This window comes from Pseudomonas sp. NY15364, from assembly GCF_048068235.1.
Classification (GTDB): Bacteria; Pseudomonadota; Gammaproteobacteria; order Pseudomonadales; family Pseudomonadaceae; genus Aquipseudomonas; species Aquipseudomonas mendocina_D.
Genome location: NZ_JBLUPX010000017.1, coordinates 40,876 through 64,819 on the forward strand (window position 1 = coordinate 40,876; position 23,944 = coordinate 64,819).

The window sequence follows — 23,944 nt, forward strand, 5'->3', positions numbered from 1 at the left end:
GCAAACACGCAAAGCAATTCAGGGTCAGAAAATCTCGAACAGGCCGGCGGCACCCATGCCGCCGCCCACGCACATCGACACCACCGCGTAGCGCACCTTGCGCCGGCGCCCTTCGAGCAGCACGTGGCCGACCTGGCGCGCTCCGGTCATGCCATAGGGGTGGCCGATGGCGATGGCGCCGCCGTTGACGTTGCATATATCCGGGTCGATACCGAGGTGGCGCTGACATAACAGCGCCTGACAGGCGAATGCCTCGTTCAGCTCCCACAGGCCGATGTCGCTCACCCGCAGGCCATGGCGTTGCAGCAGCCGTGGGATCGCCAGCACCGGGCCGATGCCCATTTCCTCGGGAGCCAACCCGGTCACGGCCATGCCACGATAGACCCCCAGCGGCGTCAGGCCGTGCTGCTCGGCCAGGCGCCGCTCCATCAACAGGCTGGCGCTAGCGCCGTCGGACAGTTGGCTTGCGTTACCGGCCGTGACCGTACCGCCCTCCAGCACCGCCTTCAGGTTGCTTAGCCCCGCCAGGGTGGTGTCGACGCGGTTACCTTCGTCGGCTTCGAGCAGTACCTCCTCAAAGCGCGTCTCACCGGATTCCCTGTCGACCATCCTGCGGCGAGCGGAAATGGGTACAATCTCCTCGCGCAGACGCCCAGCTACCTGGGCCTGCGCGGTGCGCAACTGCGACTGCAGGGCAAAGGCGTCCTGCTCCTCGCGGGAAATGCCATACCTGCAGGCGACTAGTTCGGCTGTCTGCAGCATCGGCATGTAGGCATGCGGCACGGCGCTCAACACCGCCTCGTCCTGCTCGTCGGCGACCCACTGGAAGTAGCGCTGCTGCACAGCGGAGATGTTCTCCTGGCCGCCCGCCGCGACCACATCCATGCCGTCGACCATTATCTGTTTGGCCGCAGTAGCGATCGCCATCAACCCCGAAGAGCACTGGCGATCGATGGTCTGGGCGCTCACCGATAGCGGCAGGCCGGCGGCGAACACCGCATTACGGGCGATATTGGAACCGGCGGTACCCGCCGTCAGAACGCTGCCAATCACCACGTCCTCGATCAGCGCCGGGTCGATGGCGGCGCGCTCGACAGCGTGGCGCAGGGCATGGCCCATCAGGCTCGGCGATTTGATGTCGTTGAGGCTACCGCGTATAGCTCGGCCGATCGGCGTTCGCGCGGTGGAGACGATTACGGCCTCACGCATGCTCGCCACCCACACGCGGGTAGCGCCCGGACAGCAGCGCACCGGCGTCCGGCACTATGGGCTCCAGGCCCAGGTGGTCGAGCATACTCCGCACGGTGCACACTGCCGTCGAGGTGACCGGGATACCCAGAGCGTCCTCGACCAGTTGGATCGCTGGCAGCGACTGCATCTGCACACAGGCCGACAGCACCACCACGTCGACGCCGGTGGTGTTGAGCTTCTTCACGTCCTCCAGCAGTCTAGCGGGATCGCGGCGGCCGACCTCCAGGTTGTCGGGAATCTCAAAGGCGATGGAATCCACCACTTCGATTCCTTCACTCTTGATGTATTCCACCACCAGGTCGCACAGCGGGCGCATATAGGGCGCCAGCAGCGAGATGCGCTTGGCCCCCATGATCTTCAGGCCCTCCACCAGGGCACCGGCAGAGGTCATCACCGGCGCCTCGCAGTGGTTGGCACGGGCGATAGCGCTCAGCTCTTCCTGCACTTGGCGGTGGTAGCCGTTACCCATGGCCATGATAGCCACCAAGCAGGCAGTACTCATCACGTCCACGCGGGCATCCGCCAGCTCGGCGGCGCAGCGCAGCGACTCGCGGTTCATCGCCTCCAGCTCCTCGCGGGTGACCTTGTGCATACGCATGCGGCTGGAGTGGAAGGTGAAGCGTTCGGGACGGATCCTCTGGCGTGCATTCAGCATCGCCGGGATTTCCGTCTCCATTGTAGTGTTGGAACTGGGCACGATCTGGCCGATGCGATAGCTGGCGGTCATGGCTGAACCTCTTCGGTGGCAGGCTGGTGGCTGAGCAGTACTTCTCGCAGCGCTTTTGGCACAGGCACGCCACAACGCACCTGCGGGTCGATGCAGATTGGCGAAAACACGCCCTCGAAGGCCAACCGGCCATCGCTCAGGTAAGCATTGGCCAGCAGATCAAAGCTGCGCTCGCGGATCGCCCCCACCTGGATGCAGATGTCCACTACCGTATTCGGCGGCAGGCTGACGTTGAAGGTCAGAGCCATATGCTTGCAAGGCAGGCCGACGCTGCCTGCCCTGCCCGACTCCGGCCCCCATCCGATATGGCGGTAAAAGTGCATCACGGCACCGAGCAGGTATTCGGAAAATCGTCCGGTAAAGGCCACCCCAGCCGGGTCACAGTCCATCCAGCGCACGCTACGCCGCACCGTGAACGGTAGGTGGCCGACGACGATTTCAACGCTCTCGTTCATGCCATGCTCCCAGCCCGCCCCAGGCGCACCATCAGCTCCGGGTACTCGCGCTGCAAGCGCGCGTCGTCGACCCGCCCGGTGCGAGTCATGAAGCGGTAGACGAACTCCTCAGGCGAGTACGCCTCCATCCACCTGGCCATGTCCTCGTACCATAGGTAGGAGCGCTCGGAGGCCGCGATCAGCTTCTGCTTGCTCGGCTTGTGCCTGTGCTCGTAACCGGCCAGGCCGGCGGCCACATCGCCGTCGCAGGCCAGCAGCGCCTTGGCCAGGGCGATGGAGTCGTTCATGGCGATACGCGTACCGGAGCCAATGGAGAAATGCGCACTAGCCAGTGCATCGCCCACCAGCACGTGGCGCCCGTGACTCCAATGGCGGTTGCGGATCACCGGGAACTGCCGCCACATGGTCTTGGCGTTACCATCGAGCAGCGTCGCACCATCCAGCTCGGGGGCAAATATTTCTTCCATCAGTGCCTGAAGTTGGGTGTCGGACAACTCTCCAAGGCCCAGGCGCTGCCAGGTGGCGTCGTCGCATTCAGCCACGAAGGTGCTCATCTGGTCGCTGTAGGCGTAGTAGTGGGCGACAAAGTGGCCGCCGCGGTACTTGCGGAACACCAATGCCGAGGCCTCGAAGACCTTGGCCGTACCGTACCAAGCGAAGTGGTTGCCCAAGTAGCTGGTGGTGGTACCGAACGCCTCGGAGAACGCCTGGCGCACCACCGAGTTAATGCCGTCGGCGCCGACCACCACGTCGGCATCGTCCAGGCCTAGTGAGACCAGCCCGTCCAGGTCATTGATGCGTTGGCGGTAATGCACCACCACACCGGCGCGCTCGGCCTCCTGTTCAAGGATCTGCAGCAGGGTCAGCCGCGGAATTGCCCCCCCCTTGATCGGTAGATGGATGTCGATGGGCGTCTCGTTCTGCACGATGATCTGGTGCTCATGCTGCTTGGTGGCGGCGCACAGCGCCTGATACGAGGCCTCGTCCGCCTCGCGCAGTTGCAACAGGCCCGTGTCAGCCAGCACCACACCGAAGCCGAAGGTAGCATCTGCCGGGTTCTGCTCGATGACCTCCACGTTCCACTGCGGTGCGCCGCGTTTTAGCAGCAGGCCTAGGTAGAGGCCAGACGGACCGCCGCCTACGATTGCTACCTTCATTAATGGTTCCCCCGGTTGATTTGCAGGCGATAACGGTCGAACTCGCTGACGTCGCCGAAGAAGCCGCCGGTCAGAGCTGCGTGCCACAGCGCGGCAACGAAACCGAGTTTCTTGCGCTCGAACACCAGTACATCTGGCGAGGAAATCTTCCAGTAGCCGTTGCCCAGCTTCTCCAGACGGTACTCGGGGGTCTGCTCGGCCGCCTCGATCAGCGGGCGGAATTCCGGCGCATCCAGCACCAGCAGGGCGGCTTCTTCGCCGGCCTGCGGGTCGATGCCGGCGGCCTTGCTGCGCCATACTTGGTCGATGCTGGTGAAGCTGCCGCCAGCCTTCGACTCGTCCTCGATTCGCATGGCCGCTTCGAGGGTGCGGGTGGCGTCCTCTGCATCCAGGGCGTTCATCTCGCGCTCCTGGATACTGATTTCCAGGTAATAGCCATTAGGATCGTTGAAGTAGATCGACTCGATCAGCTCATGGCGTATCTGGAAGATCAGTGGGATGCCCTGCTCTTCCAAGCGGGCGCGCCAGGCCACCAACTCTTCGTAGGTATCGACACGCCAGGCCGTGTGCGTGGCCTCGAAGCGGTAGTCGTCGACAGGCACGGTGTAGTCCGGCTGCTCGGTGTCGATGTAGTAAAAGAAGGCGATGGTGCTGTGGTTGCCGCTGTCGAAGAAGAAGTGCAGGAAGTCCGGGTGATTGGACGGCCCCCAGCCACGCGCCGAGATCGCATGCACCAGCGGCAAGCCCAGCTTGTCGCGGTAGAACTCCACGGTCTCACGCAGCTTCCAGGTCGGCCTGGCGCTGTGGTGTACACCCTTGAGGACGGGTCGATTGGTTGTCATCTGCTGTACTCCTCTGAACCGTTTCAGTTCGCTTGTTGTTGCGCCAGTTCACGCTCGACGTTGGCCTTGACCAGTTCCCGCAGCTTCTCCTTGCTGAGCTTTCCGGAGGCGGTGAGAGGGAAGGCGTCGAGCACTTCAATACGCTCCGGCCACTTGAACTTGGCCAGACCGTAGTTCTCCAGAAAGGCGCCTAGCTCGGCGACGCTGGGTGCAACGAAGCCTTCGCGCAGCACCATAGCCGCGCACAGACGCTCGTCGAAGATCGGGCATGGGAAGCCCACGGCGGCAATCGCCGCTACCGCCGGATGCCCGGCCACGGCCAGCTCGACCTCTTCGCAGTTGATCTTCTCGCCGCCACGGCTGACTAGGTCCTTCAGTCGACCGCAGAACACGTAGTAGGTCTTGCCGTCGAACTCCTTGGTGTACATCAGGTCGCCCGAGCGGTAATAACCGTCGCTGGTGAAGGTCTCGCGGTTGCGTTCCTCCGCGCGGTAGTAGCCGTGGATGGTGTAGGGTCCCTTGAACGCCGGCTCGCCAATCTCGCCGGGCTTGGCGTCCTGCTCGGTACCGGGCACCAGAATGCGGATGTCATCCCAGGCCGAGACCGGCCGTCCGTTGGTGCTATCGTGGGCGGCGGCCGAATCGTCGCGATGGCCGAACATGATCACCCCTTCGGTGATACCGAAGACGTTGTAGGTGCGCACACCGAGCAGTTCCTGCAACTTCGCCGCGCTGTTGGCCACCAGCACGCCGCGGGCGTTGCTGAGATCGACGCGACCGTCGTGGATGGCCGCTTCGAGCCGGGCGATGATCGGCCCGCCGAGCATCAGCCAGGTCGGCTTGGTGGTGGCGATCAGCGAGATCAGGGTGTCCGGCTGCAGGTCAGGGGTCACGGTAACGGTGCCGCCGGTCATCAGGAACGGCCCGAAGCAGCAGCCCATGTTGAGGTTGTGCACCATCGGCTGCGGCATGAACAGCACGTCGCCCGGACGGTAGTCCAGCCACTGCGCCACCGCGCGCATGTTGTACAGGTACTCATTGTGAAAGCGCGGGATGATCTTCGGCACCCCAGTGGTGCCGCCGGAAAGCTGGAACACGGCGACCTGGAAGGGATCGAGCTGCACGCTTTGAAGCAGGCGTTCAGCTTCTTCCAGGCTGGTGCCGGCGACCAGCTCGTCCTGGAGCAGCACGCCCTCCTCCGCCTCGCCGCGCGCCTGCATGATCAGGCGTAGCGAAGGCACCGTCTCCTGCATTTTGCGAGCGAAGCCGATGCTGTCAAACTTCGCGTCGTCGCCCTGGACGATATGCAGCTTGGCCTCACCCAGCTTGGCGAGATAGCCGATCTCGCGTTCGCGGTGCGCGGCCAGGGTACAGATCGGGATCAACCCGGCCTTGATGCAGGCGAAGAAGGCGATAATCAGTTGCTCACTATCACGCAGCTGGAACACCACGCGATCCAGCGGTTGCAGCCCCTGCTTGAGGAAGGCGCCGGCCAGGCGACTGGAAAGACCGTCCAACTCGCGATAGGTGATGCGCAGATCCGGCCCTAGCAAGGCAATATTGTCCGGGTACTGGCGAACGATGGAGCGGAAGCCATCGGCCATGGTCTCGAAGGTCAGCGCACCCTCGTCAAGGTAGCGATCCAGATCGCGCTGCGGCGGGTAGACGACGCCGGTGATGGGCGCCGCGACATGGCGCAGCGGCATGCTGCCGGCAGGGATGGAAGCTTGGTTTTTTGTAATTGTCATGTTTACACGCTCTTGCTTGTCGTTGTCAGAAGTGATTCTGGAGCCAGCGCCGCAGGTGCTCACCGGCCAGTTCCTGACCCGATGTCTCGCTCTCGTCCAGGGCCTGTCCGTGGTGGTTGCCGCGCACCCGATGGCGCTCCTTGGATGCGGCCGGAATGGCGTCGAAGATGGCGTCGGCATCGGCCGGGAACACGCAGTTGTCGCCGCTGTACTCGATCAGCAGCAGCGGTTGTTCGATGGCCCCAGCACACTTGGCCAGCGAAGCATTCGAGGACAGCCCCGACCAGGTCGACAGCCAGGACTCCGGGGTGACAATCCGGCCGAAACCGACGCTACCCAGGTTGGAGACAAACGGGTCGCTGCCCCATAGGGAGCCGACATAGCGGTCCGACGGATCCAGCGAGGTATCCCAGCATCGTAGATCGGCATCGGTGCGCCAGACCTGGAAGATCGGCCCATGGCTGGCCAGTTGCCGTTCATCCCGCGATTCGCCGGACTTCAGCCGTTCGCGCGCAGCCTGACGGCGTTCGACCAGGCTCCGGGCATACGCGTCGATGCGCGCCACCCGCTGCCGCTGCGCCTCACGGTAGCGCTCGATGAACGCGGGGGCATAGGATGAGGACTCCGGCGGCATGCGAAAGCCGTTGGCCTCGCTGAAAGGATCCAGCGCGGCATCAACCGAGAACGGGTCGGCCTCGTCTATTACCGACGGGTCCAGCGCATTCATCAACAGGATGCCCTGGCCCGGATGGGGCGAAACCAAGGCGATGCCATCGGCCACCGGGAAATCCGCCGTAGCGAACTTGGTGGAGCGACCGGCAGGGGTCTTGGCGATGCGCTTTTCCGGCGTGCACAGCGCCTGATGGTTGTAGTAGCTGAACAGCCCGGCACCGCCCGAATTGCCTAGCAGCACAATGGTCTCGAAACCCATCTCGCGCAGGCGGCGCATGCCGGCGGCGACGTCGTAGAGCGCGAACTCGTGCTCTAGGCGCAGGTCATTGCCAATTGAACGCGCGCCCTGGACCCAGCAGGCCCAGCCGGCGTCGAGCACTTCCGGCACTAGGTAGTGGGTCACCACCAGCTCGCGTGGGTGCATGACGAACACTACTTTGCGCTCACCGCCACGAGCGAACAGTACGCCCAGCGCACCCTGTCCATCCTGGGTGCGCAGCGGACAGGGCGTCGTACTGAACGGCTCCCTCATCCGCTCCGGGCGCCATGAGGCGCCGCGCAACCCGGCGGTGACCGCGACCTTCTTGTTATTGGAACTTGCCACCATTAACCCTCCTGCATGATCCCAGCAGAGTCTTTACGGACACTTATTGAGACCATCTCAATTGCTCTTCAGGCAAGATTAGTGGAGAAACTGAGACTATGTCAATTATCCGCAAGGGAATCTTTTCGGATCCACTCCAGATGGCTGCAAGCCGGCTCTCAGGCACCACGCCAAAGGATTGCGCTTGTCCATGGTGGCGGAATCGGCCGATAATCTGAGACTGTATTAATTAGATCGAAGGGAAGCCCGAGTGAGCAAACCAACCGATGCAGCCGCCCCTGCCAAGCCCGCGCAGCGCAAACGTGCCGGCCGCCGGCCGAAGGGCGATCAGGACGTTTCCCGCGACACAATGGTCGCCTGCGCCATCCGCATCGCACGCAACGAATCCCTCGGCGAAGTCAGCATGGTCAGGATCGGCAAGGAGCTGAGCGTGGCCGCCGGTATGGTGCACTACCACATGGGCAGCCGCGACGAGCTGATCAGCACAGTGATCAACGCGGCCTTCAAGGAGCGTATGCAGCTGCTCCCCACACTCACCGGGGATTGGCGCCAGGACCTCGAGAATATCGCTTTCGCCTCACTCGACGCCTATTCGCGCTGGCCGGGGCTAGCCACCTACATCCTCACCGAGAACAAATTCCGCCTATTCCAGCGGGTGAAGCCGGGCGAGGTCGACTACGGCCTGGCCTACTTCGATCATATAGGTAAGGTACTCATGCAGGCGGGTATGCCCGGTCCGTTCGCGGCCATGGCGTACCACATTCTCATGCTATTCGTCTTGGTGATGGCAGCGGAGAAGGAGAATCGCCAGTCGCCGCAGACCCACAGCGACTTCATCACCGGCTACATGTCGCGCATCGGCGCAGACGATTACCTGGGCGCCGCATACTTAGCCGCCCCGTTCGCCGCAATTGACAGCCCGAAGACCTTTGAAACGGGCACTTCGATCTTACTGGACGGTTTCGAGCGCTGGCGGACTGATGCTATGAATTGTCAAACACTTGCCTGAGCACAAGAAGGTGGGCAAGACCCATTCGATCAAGATTCTCAATGTTGGTGGGGTAGCAGGTCTATCAGTGGCCGTCACCACCAACAGGCGGCCGAGGGGACAGGATTAAGCCCCGCCCATAGGCCCAAGACATTGACTTGGCTATATACGGAACTGTTGCACCAGGGAACGAAGGCGATCACCTACGCTCGACAGACTACGCGCAGCCTGAGCACCCTGCTCGGCCTCGCCAGCCACACTGTCCACGGCGACGGCGATCTGATGCACGCTGCGATTGATCTCCTCGGCGTCATCAAGACAGCGCACAGCAAAATCGAAGCCTCACAGGAACATCTGGTTGATAGCCTCTCACTCGGTAAAGCGCAGCAAAAACACCGGTGGGGCAAAAAGTGGGGCAAAATTCAGGGATGCTCAAAAACCATCAGGCATAAAAAATCCAGTCACCGCTAAGTGACTGGATTTTCTAGGGTTTTTTGGTCGGGACGGAGTGATTCGAACACTCGACCCCTTGCACCCCATACTGGTGATAGCTCTTCCGGCACCAACCAAGGGCAACCACCAAACAAACGCAAGCCATTGATTTTTATAGAAACCGCCTTATTATAGCTTCCACTGTCAGCTTGTAGACTGCGCCCGAATCCACGCACAAACGGTCACCAAACGGTCACCGGAAATTGCATCGATAAGGACGCTAAAATGGCAGACATCACAGACCGACAGATGAGCATCAAGCCCGGCCCAAAGGACATCTGGCTCATCGAATCCGCACCAAAAGGCCACGGCCGATTCATGGCCCGCATCAGGCCAAACGGCGAGCGCCTCTTCTACTATCGCTACACCGACTCTGCGGGCGCTAGGGTTCGTCTCCCAATCGGCTCATACGATCGTGACGGGACCTCCGGCCTTACGCTTAAGTCAGCACGGCAGCGCTCCCGGGAACTGACAGATCTGTACCTCGGTGGAGTTACAGACCTACGCGAGCATCTCGAAGCCGAAGAAGCTGCCCGCAAGGCTGCAAGAGACGCCGAGATCGCCAGGCTCGAAGCAGAAAAAGCAGCATCCGAAGCTGCATTAGCCCGCCAAGCTGCCCGCAAAACGGTAGCTGAGCTTTTCGACCATTGGGCACGTGTCGACCTGATCAACCGAAAGGACGGCGGCGCGGAGGTGCGCCGCATGTTCAACAAGGATGTGCTGCCTCTGATTGGTCACCTGGCCGTCGAGGACGTCAGAAAGGGGCACATCACGGAAGTGACGGACAAGCTTCTGTCCCGGGGGGTCAACCGCATGGCGAAATTGATCTTCTCGCTGATGCGCCAGATGTTCCGCTTCGCGGTGGATCGCGACCTTATCGATAGCGACCCGACAGCCAGCATCCGAAAAGCAAAAATCGGTGGTAAGGATGTCGAACGTGATCGAGTGCTGAGCGAGGACGAGATCCGTGCCTTGGTGAAGCAAGTGCCGGCTGCCGGTCTTCTGGTCACCTCACAAGCCGCCATCTGGATTGCCCTTTCAACATGCTGCCGTATCGGAGAGCTCCTGGCTGCACGATGGGAGCACGTCGACCTGAATAAGCGCACCTGGCTAATCCCGTCTCAAAACAGCAAGAACAAGAAGGCCCATCTGATAACGCTTTCGGAATTCACGGTGCAGAAGTTCCAGCAACTTCGTGAGATCACCGGATCCTCTCCTTGGTGTTATCCGAACACCGACGGCAGCGGACCAGTCTGCCCGAAGACGGTTACCAAGCAGATCGGCGACAGGCAACGGAGGCCGGACCAGAAGGTTATGAGCAACCGTAGCGCGATGGCACATGCCCTCCTCCTACCTGGCGGGAAATGGACTCCACATGACCTTAGGCGAACCGGGGCCACGCTCATGACGATGATGGGCGTCCTACCGGAGGTAGCAGAGCGCTGCCTGAATCACACGGAAGAGAACAAGGTGAAGCGCATCTATCAGCGCCACAGCTATGCCACAGAAATGGCCGAAGCCTGGCAAAAGCTCGGAACTCACCTCCATCGACTGACGAGCGAAGACTGCTCCAACGTCGTGACGCTGAAACTCGCATAAATCCATCAAGGGTGAATCATCCGATGTCCCGTCTCCTAACAGAAGCCGAGTGGCTAACTCCAAAGCAGGCGCTTGCCCTACTTCGCAAGCATGATCCGGAATTTTCCATGGAAGATCTGACCAGCTATTGCACGGAACTGAAACTTATCCAGATTTATGTACGGCTTAGGATGGCTGAGGGCGAAGAACCGGATAGCCGTGCCTCCGTGTATGGTGTCGGTGAGTATCTGGTTCTCAACCCTGAGGATGCACTGCATGGGCCGGACCAGACAACGCTCTGTCTGCTTGGTGACGTTCTAGACGCCCCGGACCCAGCCGCATCGAAACAGCGCAACATCGAATGGGAGCTTTCTGCTCAGAGAAGCTCCCTACGAATCCTCTTCAAGCGCGCAGAAATTGAAAAAGCGATTACGCCAGCTATGGCATCTGGCAAACCCTTGTCACCTATAGCACCGGGGAAAGCGCCAACCGCATCACCATCTCCAACGTCACCATCGGTGAATCACCAGATAGTGATATCTGCGCTTGTAGAAATGCTCAAGGACGACAAGCGACCAAGATACAACCAGCAATCCATCATCGAGACCATCGAGGACGAGTACGGCCATATACATGGGCTTGGCGCGACCAGTCTGCGTCACCTCTTCGCTGAGGCCAATAAAGCTCGGAAAACGGCAGGCACCTCAAAGCGAATCGGAGGGACAAAAATCCGACTGGAGAAAAAAGAAATCCAATTGGAATGACTTCTCGTGCGCCGCAGGATTGTATGAGCGAGAAATCAATGCGCGCTTCGCGCCAAGGACTCCGCTATGACCACTCACTCCACTTCTACTCAGTCAGCAGTTAGTTATCCCCGCCGTTTCCTCCGCCTGCCTCAGGTGGAGGAACTAACCGGCTTCAAGCGCTCGCACATCTACAACCTGATGAAAGCAGGCCTCTTCCCCGCCTCTGTAAAGCTCGGGTTACGTGCCGTTGCGTGGGACTCACATGCCATCGAGCAATGGCAAAAAGAACGACTCGCAACTGCTCAAAAAGGCTCCAACTGACCTATAGAGCGCACGCGAGCCATGCACACATTGTACCGTTTACCCCAACCCAATAAGACACGCAGATACCGTCAAACCCCAGTAAACACTGGGGTTCTGATCGATCTGTACCTTAGCAATCAAAAGCTCGTAGTTATAGATAACTATCTATCTAGTTACTCAACTACTGAAGAAGAGAAGGAAAGACTACTGGAGCTCAGAATCGAGATTTCTAACAACAGCCGGCTGGCAGCAGAGATGTTCCAAACCCTCAAGCTTCCAAGATGGAGCCGGCTTCCGGAAGACATAAGGCAGGTTTTCAACATTGCGGCAACTGGCAGGATGGAAAACGCGTTCGCTGTTAGCTGCAATCTTGGGCCCAGATCAGCATACCGCGCTCAAAAGGCATCTCGTGGAGAAGCAGACTATATCGGCCGAAAGCTTCGCGAACTTCCGGGTGTCTCACCTGAAATCGCTGCTGTATTAGAGGATGCTCCTAATCGACAGGGCTGCAATCCCGGACTGCACTTCCATGCAGCTTTGCCGATCCAACCGGATCATTTACTAAATCTTCGATACTCTTTGAAAAGTATTTTCGCCGCTGACTACGTGGAAGTGGCCGGTAATCGAGCTGTTTATCTCAAAGCGATAGACCAACCCGGGCGCTGGGCTAGCTATTGCTGCAAGACGCTCCGGAAAGCTAACCAAATCACTGAAACAGCTAGGTTTGCAACCAAAGCAGCAAGCCGGGCGGGTGAAGAACTCTATGATGAAGTCATAGACTGGTTGAGGAATCTTCCAAGCATTGACACGCTTAACTCCAGCCTTGCCGAGCTTATACGCCCCAATGTCAACGTTCCCGCATGCCCTCAACTGCTCCAGCTGATAGAGCAGCATCGTGAACATCGAAGAGAAATGCAGCAGAAGCGTGGGCAGCAGACAAAGCTCCTCAAGCGATTGGCAAGGGAGAATCCGGATCAATTCAGGCTTGAGCTGGTTGAAAAACTCCATACACCTTCAAGCACACCTGAAACATCGCATAAACCGCCCGCAGAGCCCGCTCTAAGCATGATTTCAGATTCGCGCATCATCTGTACGCCAGAACACCCAGAAGCGCTTATAGAGCGATATAGGGGCATTCCCGGGGTGGGGGAATGGGCAAGCATCGATGATGATGAAGAGCAAATCTTTGGCTCACCATCACATTGTGTATGAGCGTGGAGCCGGGTCTCGTTAGAACCCGGCTGCATCCAGCTGGGATGCACCACTCGACATAGCCCTACTTATGTCGCTAGCAGCGACACGACACAAAAACATGTCGCAGAAACCCTGGAACGGCGACACGTACCACCCGCTCATGGTTCGCGGACGGTAACAAAGTCAAGCCTTACGTCCAGCGTTGAAAGAAGGTGATAGCCAAGAAGCCAAAGCCACAAGCTCGGGCCTAGTCGAGCTCCAATTGTCAAAGTCTTAGAACCGACGACGCTTGTTCGCCCTATTCAACTTCATGGGCGCAACATCGCGGCAAGTCCCCTTACACAGGCGTCCGGCCGCAGAAGTTAAATTTTGTTCGGTTGAAGTTCATGTTTTCCAAGCGTAAGGAACACATGTAAGGAGACACTCGAAATCTGCATTGGCTTCTGCCTGCCAGCTTTGCCGGCAGAAACAACCTTACAGAAAGAGCTTCTGCCGGCCCCTCAATCAGCCGAAAACTCCAGCAGCGAAGCCGGGGCAACACCGAGTGCATGCGCAATTCGCTCGATGTTGTAGATGGTCACGTTCTTTTCACCGCGCTCCAGCATTCCCACGTAGGTGCGGTGCACTCCGGCACGCTCGGCGAGCAGCTCCTGAGAAATCCCCTGGCGCACACGCTCGCGCCGCACATTGTCTGCGAACACTTTGACCAGAAGGCATTGATCGGGCTTGAGAGGCATGCAGCCACTTTCGTGACGTGCATACTCTCATTCTACATACTATAGTTAGCACAAGAGTGAACTACTGTTGCCGATCATCACGGCAGCTGCAGCCAAAAAGCCATTTCCCTCTCGCGAAGCAGTAACGCAATTGGAAGCCTTCCTCCGCACTACTACAGCCTCTGCAGGGGGCTTTCGGACATTCGATGCGCCTGGAAACGAGTTCAAACTGGCTCTTGAGGCACTCCGGGTAAGCCACGCTCACCTCTTCGATCCGATGATGGCGCTGCACACCTCCGCCATAACTCCGCTGCCTCACCAGATCAACGCAGTCTATGAGGTCATGCTGCAGCAGCAACCTCTGCGCTTTGTCCTGGCCGATGATCCAGGCGCAGGAAAGACCGTCATGGCCGGGCTTCTGCTGAAAGAAATGCTACTCCGGGGCGACGCAAGGCGAGTCCTGATAGTCGCTCCCGGAGCACTCACCGAGCAGTGGCAAAACGAGCTGGACGAGAAGTTTGGCATCAGATGCGAAACGCTTGCTTCGGGGAATGCAGAATCCAGCTCCTCCGGAAACCACTTTGCTGATCACGATCTGCTTATCGCCAGACTGGATCAGCTGGCTCGCAACCAGCGCCATCAGCGGAAACTGCAGGAAGTGTCCTGGGATCTCGTGATCATCGACGAAGCCCACAAGCTCTCCGCAGGCTACCGGGGGCGGACCGTCAGCAAGACGCAGCGCTTCCTGCTTGCCGAAATCCTGAGCCGCACGTGCCGTCACTTACTGCTGATCACTGCTACCCCGCACAACGGCAAGGAAGAGGAATTCCGGCTGCTCCTGTCACTGCTTGACTCAGACCGCTTTGGCGGCAGGCACGACGCCGACTCACCAAGCAGCGATCTAAGTGACATCCTGCATCGCACCGTCAAAGAGAACCTGCGGGATATCGCAGGCAATCGTCTACTCCCCTCCCGTCATGCCTACACGGCCACGTACGACCTGAGCCCGGAGGAAGCCGCGCTCTACTGCCGGGTGACAGAGTATGTTCGTGCAGAGATGAGCCGGGCGGATCGACTAGGCGGACGGCGCAGGGAGGCGGTGGGTTTCGCCCTCACACTCCTGCAACGGCGCCTGGCCTCCAGCTCGGCAGCCCTCTACAGATCGCTTCAACGTCGCAGGCTCCGACTCGAACAGCAACTCGAAAAGCTTCCGCCCGAAGGCGTCGATGCCTACCTTTGGGATGTCGCTGGCTATAGCCAACTCCCGGACGATCTGGACGAGGCTGCGGATGAGCTCCCCCCGGAAGAATACGAAAGCCTTGCAGAGCGCATCGTAAATGAGGCCACGGCAGCTTCCTCTCGTATCGAGGTGGAATCCGAGATCAGAGCCCTACTCTCTCTGGAAAACCAGGCAGAGAAACTGCTGAACAACGGAACCGACCGCAAGTGGGATGAATTGTCGAGTCTGCTTAAGGATCGACTGCAGCTACACGACACATCGGGCAGAAGACACAAGCTGATAATTTTCACCGAGCACCGCGACACCCTCTACTACCTGCTGCGACGGATACGCTCCGTCCTTGGTTCTGTCGCTGCCGTAGCAATACACGGAGGCCTGAGTCGAGAGGAACGACGCCAGGTGCAGCAGTCCTTCAGCAGCGCCCCCGAAGTTCAGGTACTGGTTGCCACCGATGCTGCTGGTGAGGGCGTGAACCTTCAGTGTGCCAATGTGATGGTCAACTTCGACCTGCCCTGGAATCCCAATCGTCTTGAGCAGCGCTTTGGAAGGATTCATCGCATCGGACAGACCGAACCGTGCCATCTCTGGAATCTCGTCGCCAGAGGGACACTTGAAGGCAGGGTGTTCGAGACGCTCTTTGCGAAGCTCGAGGTCGCACGCTCAAGCCTGGGTGGCCGGATCTTCGACGTGCTTGGCCAGGCCTTCGAGAACAGACCTCTCGAAAGCCTGTTGCGGGAAACCATCCGCGAGGGCAATCAGCACGCAACCAAAGGCCGACTGGAACAGGCCGTGGCGCAGGCGCTGGATACGGGACGTCTCCAGGGCATGCTTGAGCGAATCTCGCCAGCCAACGAACCGGATATCGAAACCCTGAAAGACAAGCTGACGGCAGCAGCCCGCAATGTGCCGAGCCCGGAATTCTTATGCTCCTTCCTCGGCAGAGCTCTGACCCATCTTGGCGGCGAAATGACGGCCCTAGACGATGGTTACTTCCGGATCCCCACAGTACCTGCAGCGATACGCGAGCACGACCGACTCAGCGGCGAAAGGCAACCGCCCGTGTTGCGCAGATACGAGCGCATTCGCTTCGATAGACAGCCTGCATCCGGAGGGAGTGCACAGACCGCGGAAATCGCCAACCCCAGCCATCCGCTGGTTCGGACATGCGCCAACATGCTGCTCGAAAGGCTCCGCCCCTGCCTGGAGCGAGGCTCGGTTCTTGTCGACACTGATCAGGCCGGAGGAATACCCGGCGTGCTCATGGTTCTGGAGCACAATATCCATCGCGACCTTCAGCAGCCCCCGATCTCCCGGCGGATTCAACTCATCAGATGCGATCGGGACGGTAGCGTTGTCGAGCTGTCCTGGGGCGACGCTCTGGAATTACGGGCAGCCCCTCAATCCGGCACGCATCCCACGGACTCCTGGCAACCGCAGGAGATCGAGGAGCTTTCTGTTCGGACCGCAGAGCACCTGGCCAAGGAGCATCTCAAGGACATCGAGGACAGTCTCACACGCCAGGCCGAAAGCAGGACGGCAACGCTGCGCAGGCAGATGCTTGAAGAGATTGATCTGTGGTCACGTCGGTATCTGGATTTGCGACTCCGACCTGCTGGCAACCGGCAGCCGGCCATGCAGGAAGAGAATGCACGCAGTCTGGCCGAGACCATATCTCAGCGCCTGCAGGCAAGAGAGGAGGAAGCGGCAGCAACACGCCATGTAGCGGCCGGTACGCCGAGGGTACTTGGCATCGCCATGATCGCCTCACCAGAACTGCTGCCTAAGGATAGCGAGCACTCCTTCTGCGCCGATGCCGTCGCACGTGGGCGTATCGAGCGTATGGCGATGCAGGCGGTAATCGAGGCAGAACGCGCGCTCGGGCACACAGTTCACGACGTGTCTGCCGAAAAGTGCGGCTGGGACATTACCGCCATTTGTCATTGCCATGGTCATCCGGCTTGCATCGAGCGTCGTATCGAAGTCAAAGGGCGCGCCAAGGGGCAGAACACCATCACGGTAACCCGGAACGAAATCAGCCAGGCGCTTGATCACCCGGAACACTTCATCCTCGCAGTAGCACTGATCGCCCCGGACGACCGGATCGACGGCCCCTACTACATCCGAAACCCGTTCGAGCAGAAGCCCGACTGGGCCGAAACCAGCAGGAACCTCGATCTGGATCTGCTCCTGCAGCGATCAGTCGGCCCCCTGGAATCCATCCGAGTGGGACCCTCTGCAATCGCACGCACGCCCCACATATCCGAGAAAGCACAGAGAGAGACTGGCGCTCAGCCTGGCTGATCGCCATGCGGCTGGCATCCCAATCACACACAACAGGTACGAGAACATCATGGGATATCGGGTCACCACCATCGCCGAAACCCTCAACCGCATAAACCGGGAGCTCTTCATTCCAGCCATTCAGCGCCCATATGTCTGGTCACCAGAACAGATCACCGGCCTGTTCGACTCCCTCATGCGTGGCTATCCCATAGGCGCGCTGATGTTCTGGGACCTGCCACAGGGTAGCCAGGAAGACTGGGAGATCTACAACTTCATCTACAACTTCCGGCACGAATCAACCCACAACGACAGGGCCACTCTCACTGAAGGCCAGCCCGTAACGCTGGTGCTCGATGGGCAGCAGCGCCTCACATCCCTGATCATTGGCCTGAAGGGCTCCTATACCATCAAGCAAAAGCACAAGCGCAAGAAATCGGACGACGCGTGGAACGAAAAGATTCTCTTCATTGACCTTGCAGCCTCGCCAGTCAAAGACGAGGCAGATGATGAGGATGCCAGCCCCGTTGCCGAACACTATCGGCTCGCCTTCTTTGACCACGACCAGCGCCCCCAGAACAGTGCAGGTGAACTCTGGTTCGAGGTCGGGCTCGTCCTCGCGGCAGAGGATGAAACCGAACTGGAGCACATGCTCCACAACTGGGTGGATGCAAACGTGGTGCTTGATGAAAGTCGCCGCGCCGTCGCCAGGGCAAACCTGACTCGCCTCTGGATGGCCATCTGGAGAGACGATGCACTGTCCTACTTCACCGAGCACAGCGCCTCCTATGACCGCGTTCTGGATATCTTCATCCGCGCCAACAGCGGCGGATCGCCACTGAGTCGTAGCGACCTACTCATGTCGGTCATCACTCTGCGCTGGGAACAATTCAATGCAAGAGACGAAACCGAGCGACTAATCGAAGACCTCACCGAACTGTTGTCCCCGAAGAGAGCACTCAATCGCGAGTTCGTGCTGCGTACAGCACTCTTCCTCAACGATCTGGATTTTTCCATCAAGGTGCAGAACTTTGTGCCGAACAACATTCGTCTGCTCGAACAGAGCTGGGAGAGGGTAAAGGCGGTGCTGCTTTTCTCTGCCCGTCTCCTTCGCAGCCTCGGACTATGCGGTGATCGATTGAGCGGCACCAATGTGCTGATGCTGGTTGCGTACTACATCCACAGGCGCAACCTCGGATGCATAGAGCTGAAGATCGCCCCCGAAGATAGTCAATTGATCCGACGCTGGATCATCGTACTCGGGTTCCAGGGGTTGCTGGGCCTGCAGACCAACAATACGTTCAAGACCTATCGAAATGCCGTGCGCCGGGCCGTCAAGCAAGAGAATAGCTTTCCCTGGGAAGCGGTTGCCGAGGCGTTTCGAGGCATAGGGCGCCCGATGGACTTCAATCGGGAATCCTTAGCTCGCTGGTGCAATACCTCTCTGGACAACCAGCCCCAGGCCGAGCTGTTGCTCTCCCTGATCTACGCCGACGATCTTCCGAACCTGCAAAGACGAGCCATGCCGGCGGTGCAGAACCGCTTCTTCCTTCCTGAGGAAATGCGTCGGGCAGGCGTCAGCGAAGCTTTGGCTCCCGTGATTCAGGGCTTCGCAGGCAGACTGATACTGTCGGTAGCCTTGGACTCCAGGGAGCAGGAGGACTACTTTGCGCTGTCCTTCGAACAGTGGGCACAGACGCTTTCCCCGGCCACCATGGATATGCATTGCCTGCCGGAAGATCTCGATCTTTACCGCATGGACAGGCTGCCAGACTGGGTGAGCGAGCGCAGGAGGCTTCTTGAAAAGAAGCTCGCGGGGCTAGCCTCTGCCAACAGAGTGCGGAGTTCCGGAGCAGAAGCATTGGCATCCACCCAATCAGATACCTGAGCTACGAGTCCCTTCAATGAAACAGTTCGACATTGCTGAAGCCCAAGCAGCCTTTACGGAGATCGTCGAGCTAGCTGCAGGTGGAGAAGAGATCCTAATCACCAAGGATGGTAAACCTATCGCCCGAGTTCTTCCGGCCCGAAAATCCCGAGTTGGCTTGCTGGTTGGGGCTTGCCCTCCCGTGCCGGACGACATTGACACACCTTTTTCTAGGGAAATCGAAGAGATGTTCTATGGCAAAGGGGGAGACGACGCCCATTAACAGCCCGACAACGGTCACCCTAACTGACTCATAACGGTGAATCAGAGGTAGCTATAGGCGGCAAGGTTTATCAGGCCTAACTCGAGCGAGTTGCTCATCAGCTCGCGGTAGCAAGGGAGCGAGAGAGCAAAGGAAATCAATCCACTCAAGACCTTGGACACCGACCTCATTGAAGGCATTATGTGGCACAAGGCCTCTACGGAAGGCCAAGTAGCAAATGGAGCTGAGCGGCACGGATCAGGCAATGGAAGTAACCGTACGAGTAATGAAGGATGGCGACGAAATTGATCGCATCATCCGTCCTGTCCGGATGGAGGGTGGCATGCCTGTCGTCACCTACCGCAAAAAACTATGGCGGGTTGTCGATGGCAGCATCGACATAGATGACACACTCAAGGCCCATGACGAGAATCCGCCAGAGTGGGATTTGCTCCTTCAGAATCTACTGCCCGCCACCCTGCCCGACCAAGTAGATACCTGTGCAAGAGTTCTACAAACGTGCCTTCGGGAAAGCCTGGCTCCCGCGATCATTACCGCTGCAGCTTCGCTGACTGCATTTAGGCTTGAGCAGCAAGCAAGAGCCCTTCTAGTCAGTGTTCTCAAAGAGCACCGGGATGCTGACCGCCTATATCGACTGCTTCAAATGCAGCTGCTCTTCCGCGAGAGATCAGGAAAAGCCAAAGAGATCCGCAGCATTACTGCAACCCCTGTGGCCAATCAGTGCACAGAAGTAGACACTCAATCCGAAACAGATATGAGCTGGGAGTGGACACCAGCAATAGAAGAACTTGAAGCCCCTAATGTCGACGACCACTCGCTCAAAGCAGCTGCTGCAGACATTCAGGAAAGAATTGGCGCTTATCAAGCCAAAGAGTCGGGCGCGATAATTCCTGAACTTGGAGAGATGACCCAAGAAAGCTCGCAGTGGCAAGCCCCCCCGCCCTCAAGCAGTCAGAGCCAAGAAGAAAGAGAAAGGATTCTTCTCGAACGTACAGCTGCTCTAGGGGAGACCGCACTGGAGCTTCTACGGTATTTTGCAGACAACCCTGGCGACAAGGCCGTGCATGCCAAAGCCATCCTTGGATATCCGGTCTCCGATATCAACCGTCTCCTTTTGGGACCTCTAAGCCCCTACATGAGGAGAGTCGGTGTTGCAGGATGCGTATGTCACTCGTGGGTGATCGGGTTACTTGAAGCACTCGACAGGGCATCCAATGAGCGCTGACTCAAGCTCTCCGCTCTTGCAGTTGCTCCAGCAGCCTCAGCAGTACCTCTTCAGACCTGCGAAGCTCGCACTCCCAAACGACAAACGTCCTCCACCCGGCTTCATTCAGAGACTTGAGCACTCGTTGGTCTCTAGCAGCATTTGCCAGGAGCTTGGCCTCCCAGAACTCCGGACGCGACTTGGGCAATACCGCGAATCGGCACCCCGGATGATGATGCCAGAAGCATCCATGTACAAAGATACAGACCCTCAACCGAGACAGTACAATATCGGGTTTTCCCGGCAGATCCTTGCGGTGCAGCCGGTAACGATAGCCGTGGGCATGCAGAAACCTGCGCACCAGCATTTCAGGCTTCGTGTCCTTGCCTCGGATTCCAGACATCATTCTGGATCTCTGGGCTGGGTCAACGATGTCCACTACGAACCGTTTCTAGACAGCGTGGTTTCATGAGTCGTACCCAACCCATTCAGGTCGTTGATCTCTTCGCAGGCCCAGGTGGCCTGGGAGAAGGGTTTTCATCCTATGCGGGCAGCCAAGGCGAAGCCTTTGAAATCAAAGTCTCAGCCGAAATGGAAAAGTCTGCGCACTCCACCCTTCAACTGAGAGCGTTTTACAGGCTTCTCAAGCGCAACCAGCCTGAAGACCTAGAGGAATACTACAGTTTCTGCGAAGCCGCTGATGCCGCTCCCCCATACACCAGCAGAACTCGGGATGCTTGGAGGCACGCCGAACAAGAGGCGCAACAGCTCGAACTGGGTACCGCAGAGGGCAACGAACGTCTCGATCGCATTCTCAAGTCCCGCTTGGACGAGACCAAACCATGGGTTCTGATCGGCGGCCCACCCTGCCAGGCTTACTCTATCGTTGGCCGGGCGAGAAATCGCGGCAAGCAAAACTACAGGGCAGAGGACGACCATCGCCATTTCCTGTATCGGGAGTACCTGCGCATCATCCAGAAGAAACGCCCCGCCGTCTTCGTAATGGAAAACGTCAAAGGCATCCTTTCGTCACGTGTCGCTGGCGAGCAGATGTTCCCGAAGATCCTGCAGGATCTTTCAGATCCGGATGCGGCATTCGGAGAAAACGGCAACGGCCCCAAGTACAGAATCTGCTCGCTCGTGGCAGACGACATTTTCGAGGATGGTGCGTCTCCGGATAGCATCGATCCGGCAAACTACATCATCCGAGCAGAGAACTACGGGATCCCGCAGGCAAGACACCGAGTTATTCTCCTCGGGGTTTCGGAGGAATATTTCGGCGCCTTGGGCGACCACAAACTTGCCCCCTCGACTGGGCCCTCAATCGACCAGGTAATTGGCCGCCTCCCACCTCTGCGAAGCACACTCACACGAATGAAGGACTCTCCAGAGGCATGGGCAGAGTTAATTCGCCAGAACCTGGAGATGCTGAGTCACGAGTGCAGCAAGCTGACTGATGTCCCCCGCAGACTCACACTCGCGAAGCGCCTAGAAATACTTGCAAGCACATTCTCGGGCGAGGGGATGAGCAATGGCGCACTCCGCGTTCACCGCAAGAGCGAATGGGATGGGCTGACAGGCACACATCTGGATGGTTGGCTCCTTGATGATCGGCTCAGATACTGGCTAAACCACGAGGCTCGCGGACACATGGAGTCCGACCTGCGCAGATACGTATACGCGGCTGAGTATGCCGAGCTTTATGAAGACTCTCCCAAAGGCCACCACGACTTCAATCTCCCGGGGCTGGAACCGGACCACAAGAACTGGAAAACCGGCAAGTTCAGCGATCGTTTTCGCGTTCAGCGCAGGGGGATTCCGTCCACGACGATCACCAGCCACATTGCAAAGGACGGTCACTATTTCATTCACTACGACCCAAGGCAGTGCCGCAGCCTGACCGTTCGCGAAGCAGCCCGGCTACAGACCTTCCCGGACAACTATTTCTTTCTGGGGAACCGAACCCAACAGTTCCACCAGGTTGGCAACGCGGTTCCCCCGCTTCTGGCAAATCAAATCGCCGGCGTGGTCGCCCGTATCATCAACATGGGAAAGGCAGCTCAATAGAAGAGCTGTGCAGACAGGGAGTCCAGCCATGCAATCCTCCTTCAAAAGCCGCAGTGCTCCTCCCAAGGCCAGCGCCATGGTTGAAGCACTGCGTGGGCTGGGATACAACACCCAGACAGCTCTGGCAGACATCATCGACAACAGCATTGCTGCCGGCGCGAACGAAGTGCGCATCGAATTCATCTGGGCTGAGCAGGAAAGCCGTGTGCTTTGCCTGGACAACGGTTCGGGGATGACCGCAGACGGACTCGATCGGGCCATGCGCCTAGGCGATCGGAGTCCTCTCGAGGAGAGATCGGCAGGCGATCTGGGCCGTTTCGGTCTCGGCCTAAAGACTGCGTCCTTTTCCCAGTGCCGAAGGATGACCGTTGCCACACGTGGCCCCGATGGCCTACAGACTCTCCGCTGGGATCTCGACTTCCTGGCCAGCAGTGCCGACGACGGCTGGCATTTGCTGGAGGGACCCCATCCCGGTTCGGAAGGATTTCTGGAACGCCTCACCAGCGCAACAGGCACCTTGGTTCTCTGGGAAGAGCTGGATCGCATCGTCACGCCTGGGACAACAGTGCAGGACTTTCTCAATCTGGTCGACAAAGTCGAGCAGCACTTGGGAATGGTGTTTCACAGATACCTGGAAGGTACCAGGCCTCGACTGCGAATTCTGCTGAATGGCCAGCCGATCAAACCCTGGGACCCCTTCATGACGGATCATCCCGGAAAGCCATATAACCCTCCGGTATTCAAACACCCCAGCCGCAAGGATATCGAGGCCGAGTGCCACGTTCTGCCGCACAAGGACATGCTCTCCCCCGCAGACTTCGAGCGCCTGGCCGGCCCGGAAGGCTGGACCGCACAGCAGGGCTTCTACATCTATCGAAACGAAAGACTGCTGGTGGCAGGCAGCTGGCTAGGACTTGGTACAGGACGTTCATGGACTAAGGATGAAGCTCATCGCCTTGCCCGAATTCGTCTCGACATCCCCAACTCCGCAGATGCGGACTGGAAGATCGACATCAGGAAATCAACTGCACGGCCACCAGTGTATCTACGGGACTGGCTGACAAGGCTTGCCGAAGAGACTCGCGGCCGCGCAAGAAGAGCCTTTGCCCATCGAGGCAAGCCGACCATGCTGGGCAACAGACAGATTGCAGAGGCCTGGAAGGTCGAAAGACTTGCGGACGGTATGCGATATCGGATCGACACGGAACATCCGGCAATAAGAGCGGTTCTGGATGATGCCGGCAGCCTTCTACCCCAGCTCAAGGCAATGCTCCGCGTGATCGAGGAGACGGTTCCGGTTCAGCGAATCTGGATAGATACCGCCGAGAACAAGGATACCCCCTGCACGGGATTTGACAGGACACCGCCGCAAGAGGTCAGCGAGATCATGATGGTGATGTATCGCAGCATGATCGAAAGAAAAGGCTATTCCGCCGCCGCCGCAAAGGAGCAGCTGAAGAACATGGAGCCGTTCCACGCGTACCCTGCCCTCATTAGCGCTTTGCCAGACAGTCTTTAAGGAGTGACGCC

Annotated in this window: 20 protein-coding genes and 1 pseudogene; 11 read left to right on the forward strand and 10 right to left on the reverse strand. The window is 58.8% G+C overall.

Features of this window, described 5'->3' with window-relative positions; all coding sequences use genetic code 11:
* Positions 1 to 24: 24 nt before the first annotated feature.
* The 7 genes from ACNFCJ_RS15245 to ACNFCJ_RS15275 are packed head-to-tail and all read right to left on the reverse strand — an operon-like array spanning position 25 to position 7,456.
* Positions 25 to 1,209, reverse strand: coding sequence for a thiolase family protein (locus ACNFCJ_RS15245; RefSeq protein WP_416772219.1), 1,185 nt, complete (start codon positions 1,207 to 1,209; stop codon positions 25 to 27).
* Positions 1,202 to 1,978 (reverse strand): Asp/Glu racemase, encoded by a 777-nt coding sequence (locus ACNFCJ_RS15250; protein ID WP_416772220.1) that lies wholly within the window; start codon positions 1,976 to 1,978, stop codon positions 1,202 to 1,204. The genes ACNFCJ_RS15245 and ACNFCJ_RS15250 overlap by 8 nt, the downstream gene beginning before the upstream one ends.
* Positions 1,975 to 2,433 carry an acyl-CoA thioesterase gene (locus ACNFCJ_RS15255; protein WP_416772222.1) on the reverse strand — a complete coding sequence of 153 codons (459 nt, stop codon included), beginning with the start codon at positions 2,431 to 2,433 and terminating at the stop codon, positions 1,975 to 1,977. The genes ACNFCJ_RS15250 and ACNFCJ_RS15255 overlap by 4 nt, the downstream gene beginning before the upstream one ends.
* A complete protein-coding gene (locus ACNFCJ_RS15260; RefSeq protein WP_416772224.1) occupies positions 2,430 to 3,590 on the reverse strand; it encodes an FAD-dependent monooxygenase in 1,161 nt (386 codons plus the stop codon). The genes ACNFCJ_RS15255 and ACNFCJ_RS15260 overlap by 4 nt, the downstream gene beginning before the upstream one ends.
* Positions 3,590 to 4,432, reverse strand: a complete 843-nt coding sequence (locus tag ACNFCJ_RS15265; protein ID WP_416772225.1) for a VOC family protein — start codon at positions 4,430 to 4,432, stop codon at positions 3,590 to 3,592. The genes ACNFCJ_RS15260 and ACNFCJ_RS15265 overlap by 1 nt, the downstream gene beginning before the upstream one ends.
* A 23-nt stretch (positions 4,433 to 4,455) precedes the next feature.
* Complete coding sequence (locus ACNFCJ_RS15270) at positions 4,456 to 6,180, reverse strand: AMP-binding protein (protein WP_416772227.1); 1,725 nt, start codon at positions 6,178 to 6,180, stop codon at positions 4,456 to 4,458.
* 25 nt (positions 6,181 to 6,205) lie between these two features.
* Entirely contained in the window at positions 6,206 to 7,456 is a 1,251-nt protein-coding gene (locus tag ACNFCJ_RS15275) for an alpha/beta hydrolase (RefSeq protein WP_416772228.1), read from the reverse strand.
* A 250-nt stretch (positions 7,457 to 7,706) separates the two neighbouring features.
* Between ACNFCJ_RS15275 and ACNFCJ_RS15280 the strand changes: the two genes are divergently transcribed.
* Positions 7,707 to 8,465, forward strand: coding sequence for a TetR/AcrR family transcriptional regulator (locus ACNFCJ_RS15280; protein ID WP_416772229.1), 759 nt, complete (start codon positions 7,707 to 7,709; stop codon positions 8,463 to 8,465).
* Between the two features lie 141 nt (positions 8,466 to 8,606).
* Here the strand turns inward: ACNFCJ_RS15280 and ACNFCJ_RS15285 are convergent.
* Positions 8,607 to 8,753, reverse strand: a pseudogene (locus ACNFCJ_RS15285) (hypothetical protein); the annotation flags it as partial.
* Positions 8,754 to 9,161: 408 nt separating this feature from the next.
* Between ACNFCJ_RS15285 and ACNFCJ_RS15290 the strand changes: the two are divergent.
* From ACNFCJ_RS15290 to ACNFCJ_RS15305, 4 genes are all read left to right on the forward strand, one after another.
* The gene (locus tag ACNFCJ_RS15290; protein WP_416772230.1) at positions 9,162 to 10,535 is read left to right on the forward strand and encodes a tyrosine-type recombinase/integrase; all 1,374 of its coding nucleotides are present in this window, start codon (positions 9,162 to 9,164) and stop codon (positions 10,533 to 10,535) included.
* Positions 10,536 to 10,642: 107 nt separating this feature from the next.
* On the forward strand, positions 10,643 to 11,278 hold the full coding sequence (locus ACNFCJ_RS15295; RefSeq protein ID WP_416772231.1) for a hypothetical protein: 636 nt from the start codon (positions 10,643 to 10,645) through the stop codon (positions 11,276 to 11,278).
* Positions 11,279 to 11,344: 66 nt separating this feature from the next.
* Positions 11,345 to 11,581: a helix-turn-helix transcriptional regulator gene (locus tag ACNFCJ_RS15300; protein WP_416772232.1), complete on the forward strand. Its 237-nt coding sequence runs from the start codon at positions 11,345 to 11,347 to the stop codon at positions 11,579 to 11,581.
* Positions 11,582 to 11,602: 21 nt separating this feature from the next.
* On the forward strand, positions 11,603 to 12,775 hold the full coding sequence (locus ACNFCJ_RS15305; RefSeq protein WP_416772233.1) for a hypothetical protein: 1,173 nt from the start codon (positions 11,603 to 11,605) through the stop codon (positions 12,773 to 12,775).
* Positions 12,776 to 13,257: 482 nt separating this feature from the next.
* Here ACNFCJ_RS15305 and ACNFCJ_RS15310 read toward each other — a convergent pair whose 3' ends face one another.
* Positions 13,258 to 13,494, reverse strand: coding sequence for a helix-turn-helix domain-containing protein (locus tag ACNFCJ_RS15310; RefSeq protein ID WP_289535325.1), 237 nt, complete (start codon positions 13,492 to 13,494; stop codon positions 13,258 to 13,260).
* Between the two features lie 67 nt (positions 13,495 to 13,561).
* Between ACNFCJ_RS15310 and ACNFCJ_RS15315 the strand changes: the two genes are divergently transcribed.
* The 4 genes from ACNFCJ_RS15315 to ACNFCJ_RS15330 all read left to right on the forward strand — a co-directional run bounded on the left by ACNFCJ_RS15315 (position 13,562) and on the right by ACNFCJ_RS15330 (position 20,368).
* Positions 13,562 to 17,014, forward strand: a complete 3,453-nt coding sequence (locus ACNFCJ_RS15315; RefSeq protein WP_416772235.1) for a helicase-related protein — start codon at positions 13,562 to 13,564, stop codon at positions 17,012 to 17,014.
* Positions 17,015 to 17,063: 49 nt separating this feature from the next.
* A complete protein-coding gene (locus tag ACNFCJ_RS15320; RefSeq protein WP_416772236.1) occupies positions 17,064 to 18,881 on the forward strand; it encodes a DUF262 domain-containing protein in 1,818 nt (605 codons plus the stop codon).
* Between the two features lie 16 nt (positions 18,882 to 18,897).
* Positions 18,898 to 19,143, forward strand: coding sequence for a type II toxin-antitoxin system Phd/YefM family antitoxin (locus ACNFCJ_RS15325; RefSeq protein ID WP_416772238.1), 246 nt, complete (start codon positions 18,898 to 18,900; stop codon positions 19,141 to 19,143).
* A gap of 244 nt (positions 19,144 to 19,387) precedes the next feature.
* Positions 19,388 to 20,368 carry a hypothetical protein gene (locus ACNFCJ_RS15330; protein ID WP_416772240.1) on the forward strand — a complete coding sequence of 327 codons (981 nt, stop codon included), beginning with the start codon at positions 19,388 to 19,390 and terminating at the stop codon, positions 20,366 to 20,368.
* A gap of 1 nt (position 20,369) precedes the next feature.
* Here ACNFCJ_RS15330 and ACNFCJ_RS15335 read toward each other — a convergent pair whose 3' ends face one another.
* Positions 20,370 to 20,786, reverse strand: coding sequence for a very short patch repair endonuclease (locus ACNFCJ_RS15335; protein WP_416772242.1), 417 nt, complete (start codon positions 20,784 to 20,786; stop codon positions 20,370 to 20,372).
* Positions 20,787 to 20,815: 29 nt separating this feature from the next.
* Between ACNFCJ_RS15335 and ACNFCJ_RS15340 the strand changes: the two genes are divergently transcribed.
* Positions 20,816 to 22,414 (forward strand): DNA cytosine methyltransferase, encoded by a 1,599-nt coding sequence (locus ACNFCJ_RS15340; protein ID WP_416772244.1) that lies wholly within the window; start codon positions 20,816 to 20,818, stop codon positions 22,412 to 22,414.
* A 76-nt stretch (positions 22,415 to 22,490) separates the two neighbouring features.
* Entirely contained in the window at positions 22,491 to 23,933 is a 1,443-nt protein-coding gene (locus ACNFCJ_RS15345; RefSeq protein ID WP_416772276.1) for an ATP-binding protein, read from the forward strand.
* Positions 23,934 to 23,944 lie beyond the last annotated feature (11 nt).

What these genes read in the sequence shown, in the direction of transcription:
- ACNFCJ_RS15310 (WP_289535325.1), bottom strand. Translation starts at nt 13,494, where the DNA reads ATGCCTCTCAAGCCCGATCAATGCCTTCTGGTCAAAGTGTTCGCAGAC.
- ACNFCJ_RS15320 (WP_416772236.1), top strand. Translation starts at nt 17,064, where the DNA reads ATGGGATATCGGGTCACCACCATCGCCGAAACCCTCAACCGCATAAAC.
- ACNFCJ_RS15330 (WP_416772240.1), top strand. Translation starts at nt 19,388, where the DNA reads ATGGAAGTAACCGTACGAGTAATGAAGGATGGCGACGAAATTGATCGC.
- ACNFCJ_RS15340 (WP_416772244.1), top strand. Translation starts at nt 20,816, where the DNA reads ATGAGTCGTACCCAACCCATTCAGGTCGTTGATCTCTTCGCAGGCCCA.
- ACNFCJ_RS15255 (WP_416772222.1), bottom strand. Translation starts at nt 2,433, where the DNA reads ATGAACGAGAGCGTTGAAATCGTCGTCGGCCACCTACCGTTCACGGTG.
- ACNFCJ_RS15345 (WP_416772276.1), top strand. Translation starts at nt 22,491, where the DNA reads ATGGTTGAAGCACTGCGTGGGCTGGGATACAACACCCAGACAGCTCTG.
- ACNFCJ_RS15300 (WP_416772232.1), top strand. Translation starts at nt 11,345, where the DNA reads ATGACCACTCACTCCACTTCTACTCAGTCAGCAGTTAGTTATCCCCGC.
- ACNFCJ_RS15265 (WP_416772225.1), bottom strand. Translation starts at nt 4,432, where the DNA reads ATGACAACCAATCGACCCGTCCTCAAGGGTGTACACCACAGCGCCAGG.
- ACNFCJ_RS15325 (WP_416772238.1), top strand. Translation starts at nt 18,898, where the DNA reads ATGAAACAGTTCGACATTGCTGAAGCCCAAGCAGCCTTTACGGAGATC.
- ACNFCJ_RS15305 (WP_416772233.1), top strand. Translation starts at nt 11,603, where the DNA reads ATGCACACATTGTACCGTTTACCCCAACCCAATAAGACACGCAGATAC.
- ACNFCJ_RS15295 (WP_416772231.1), top strand. Translation starts at nt 10,643, where the DNA reads ATGGAAGATCTGACCAGCTATTGCACGGAACTGAAACTTATCCAGATT.
- ACNFCJ_RS15245 (WP_416772219.1), bottom strand. Translation starts at nt 1,209, where the DNA reads ATGCGTGAGGCCGTAATCGTCTCCACCGCGCGAACGCCGATCGGCCGA.
- ACNFCJ_RS15290 (WP_416772230.1), top strand. Translation starts at nt 9,162, where the DNA reads ATGGCAGACATCACAGACCGACAGATGAGCATCAAGCCCGGCCCAAAG.
- ACNFCJ_RS15270 (WP_416772227.1), bottom strand. Translation starts at nt 6,180, where the DNA reads ATGACAATTACAAAAAACCAAGCTTCCATCCCTGCCGGCAGCATGCCG.
- ACNFCJ_RS15250 (WP_416772220.1), bottom strand. Translation starts at nt 1,978, where the DNA reads ATGACCGCCAGCTATCGCATCGGCCAGATCGTGCCCAGTTCCAACACT.
- ACNFCJ_RS15260 (WP_416772224.1), bottom strand. Translation starts at nt 3,590, where the DNA reads ATGAAGGTAGCAATCGTAGGCGGCGGTCCGTCTGGCCTCTACCTAGGC.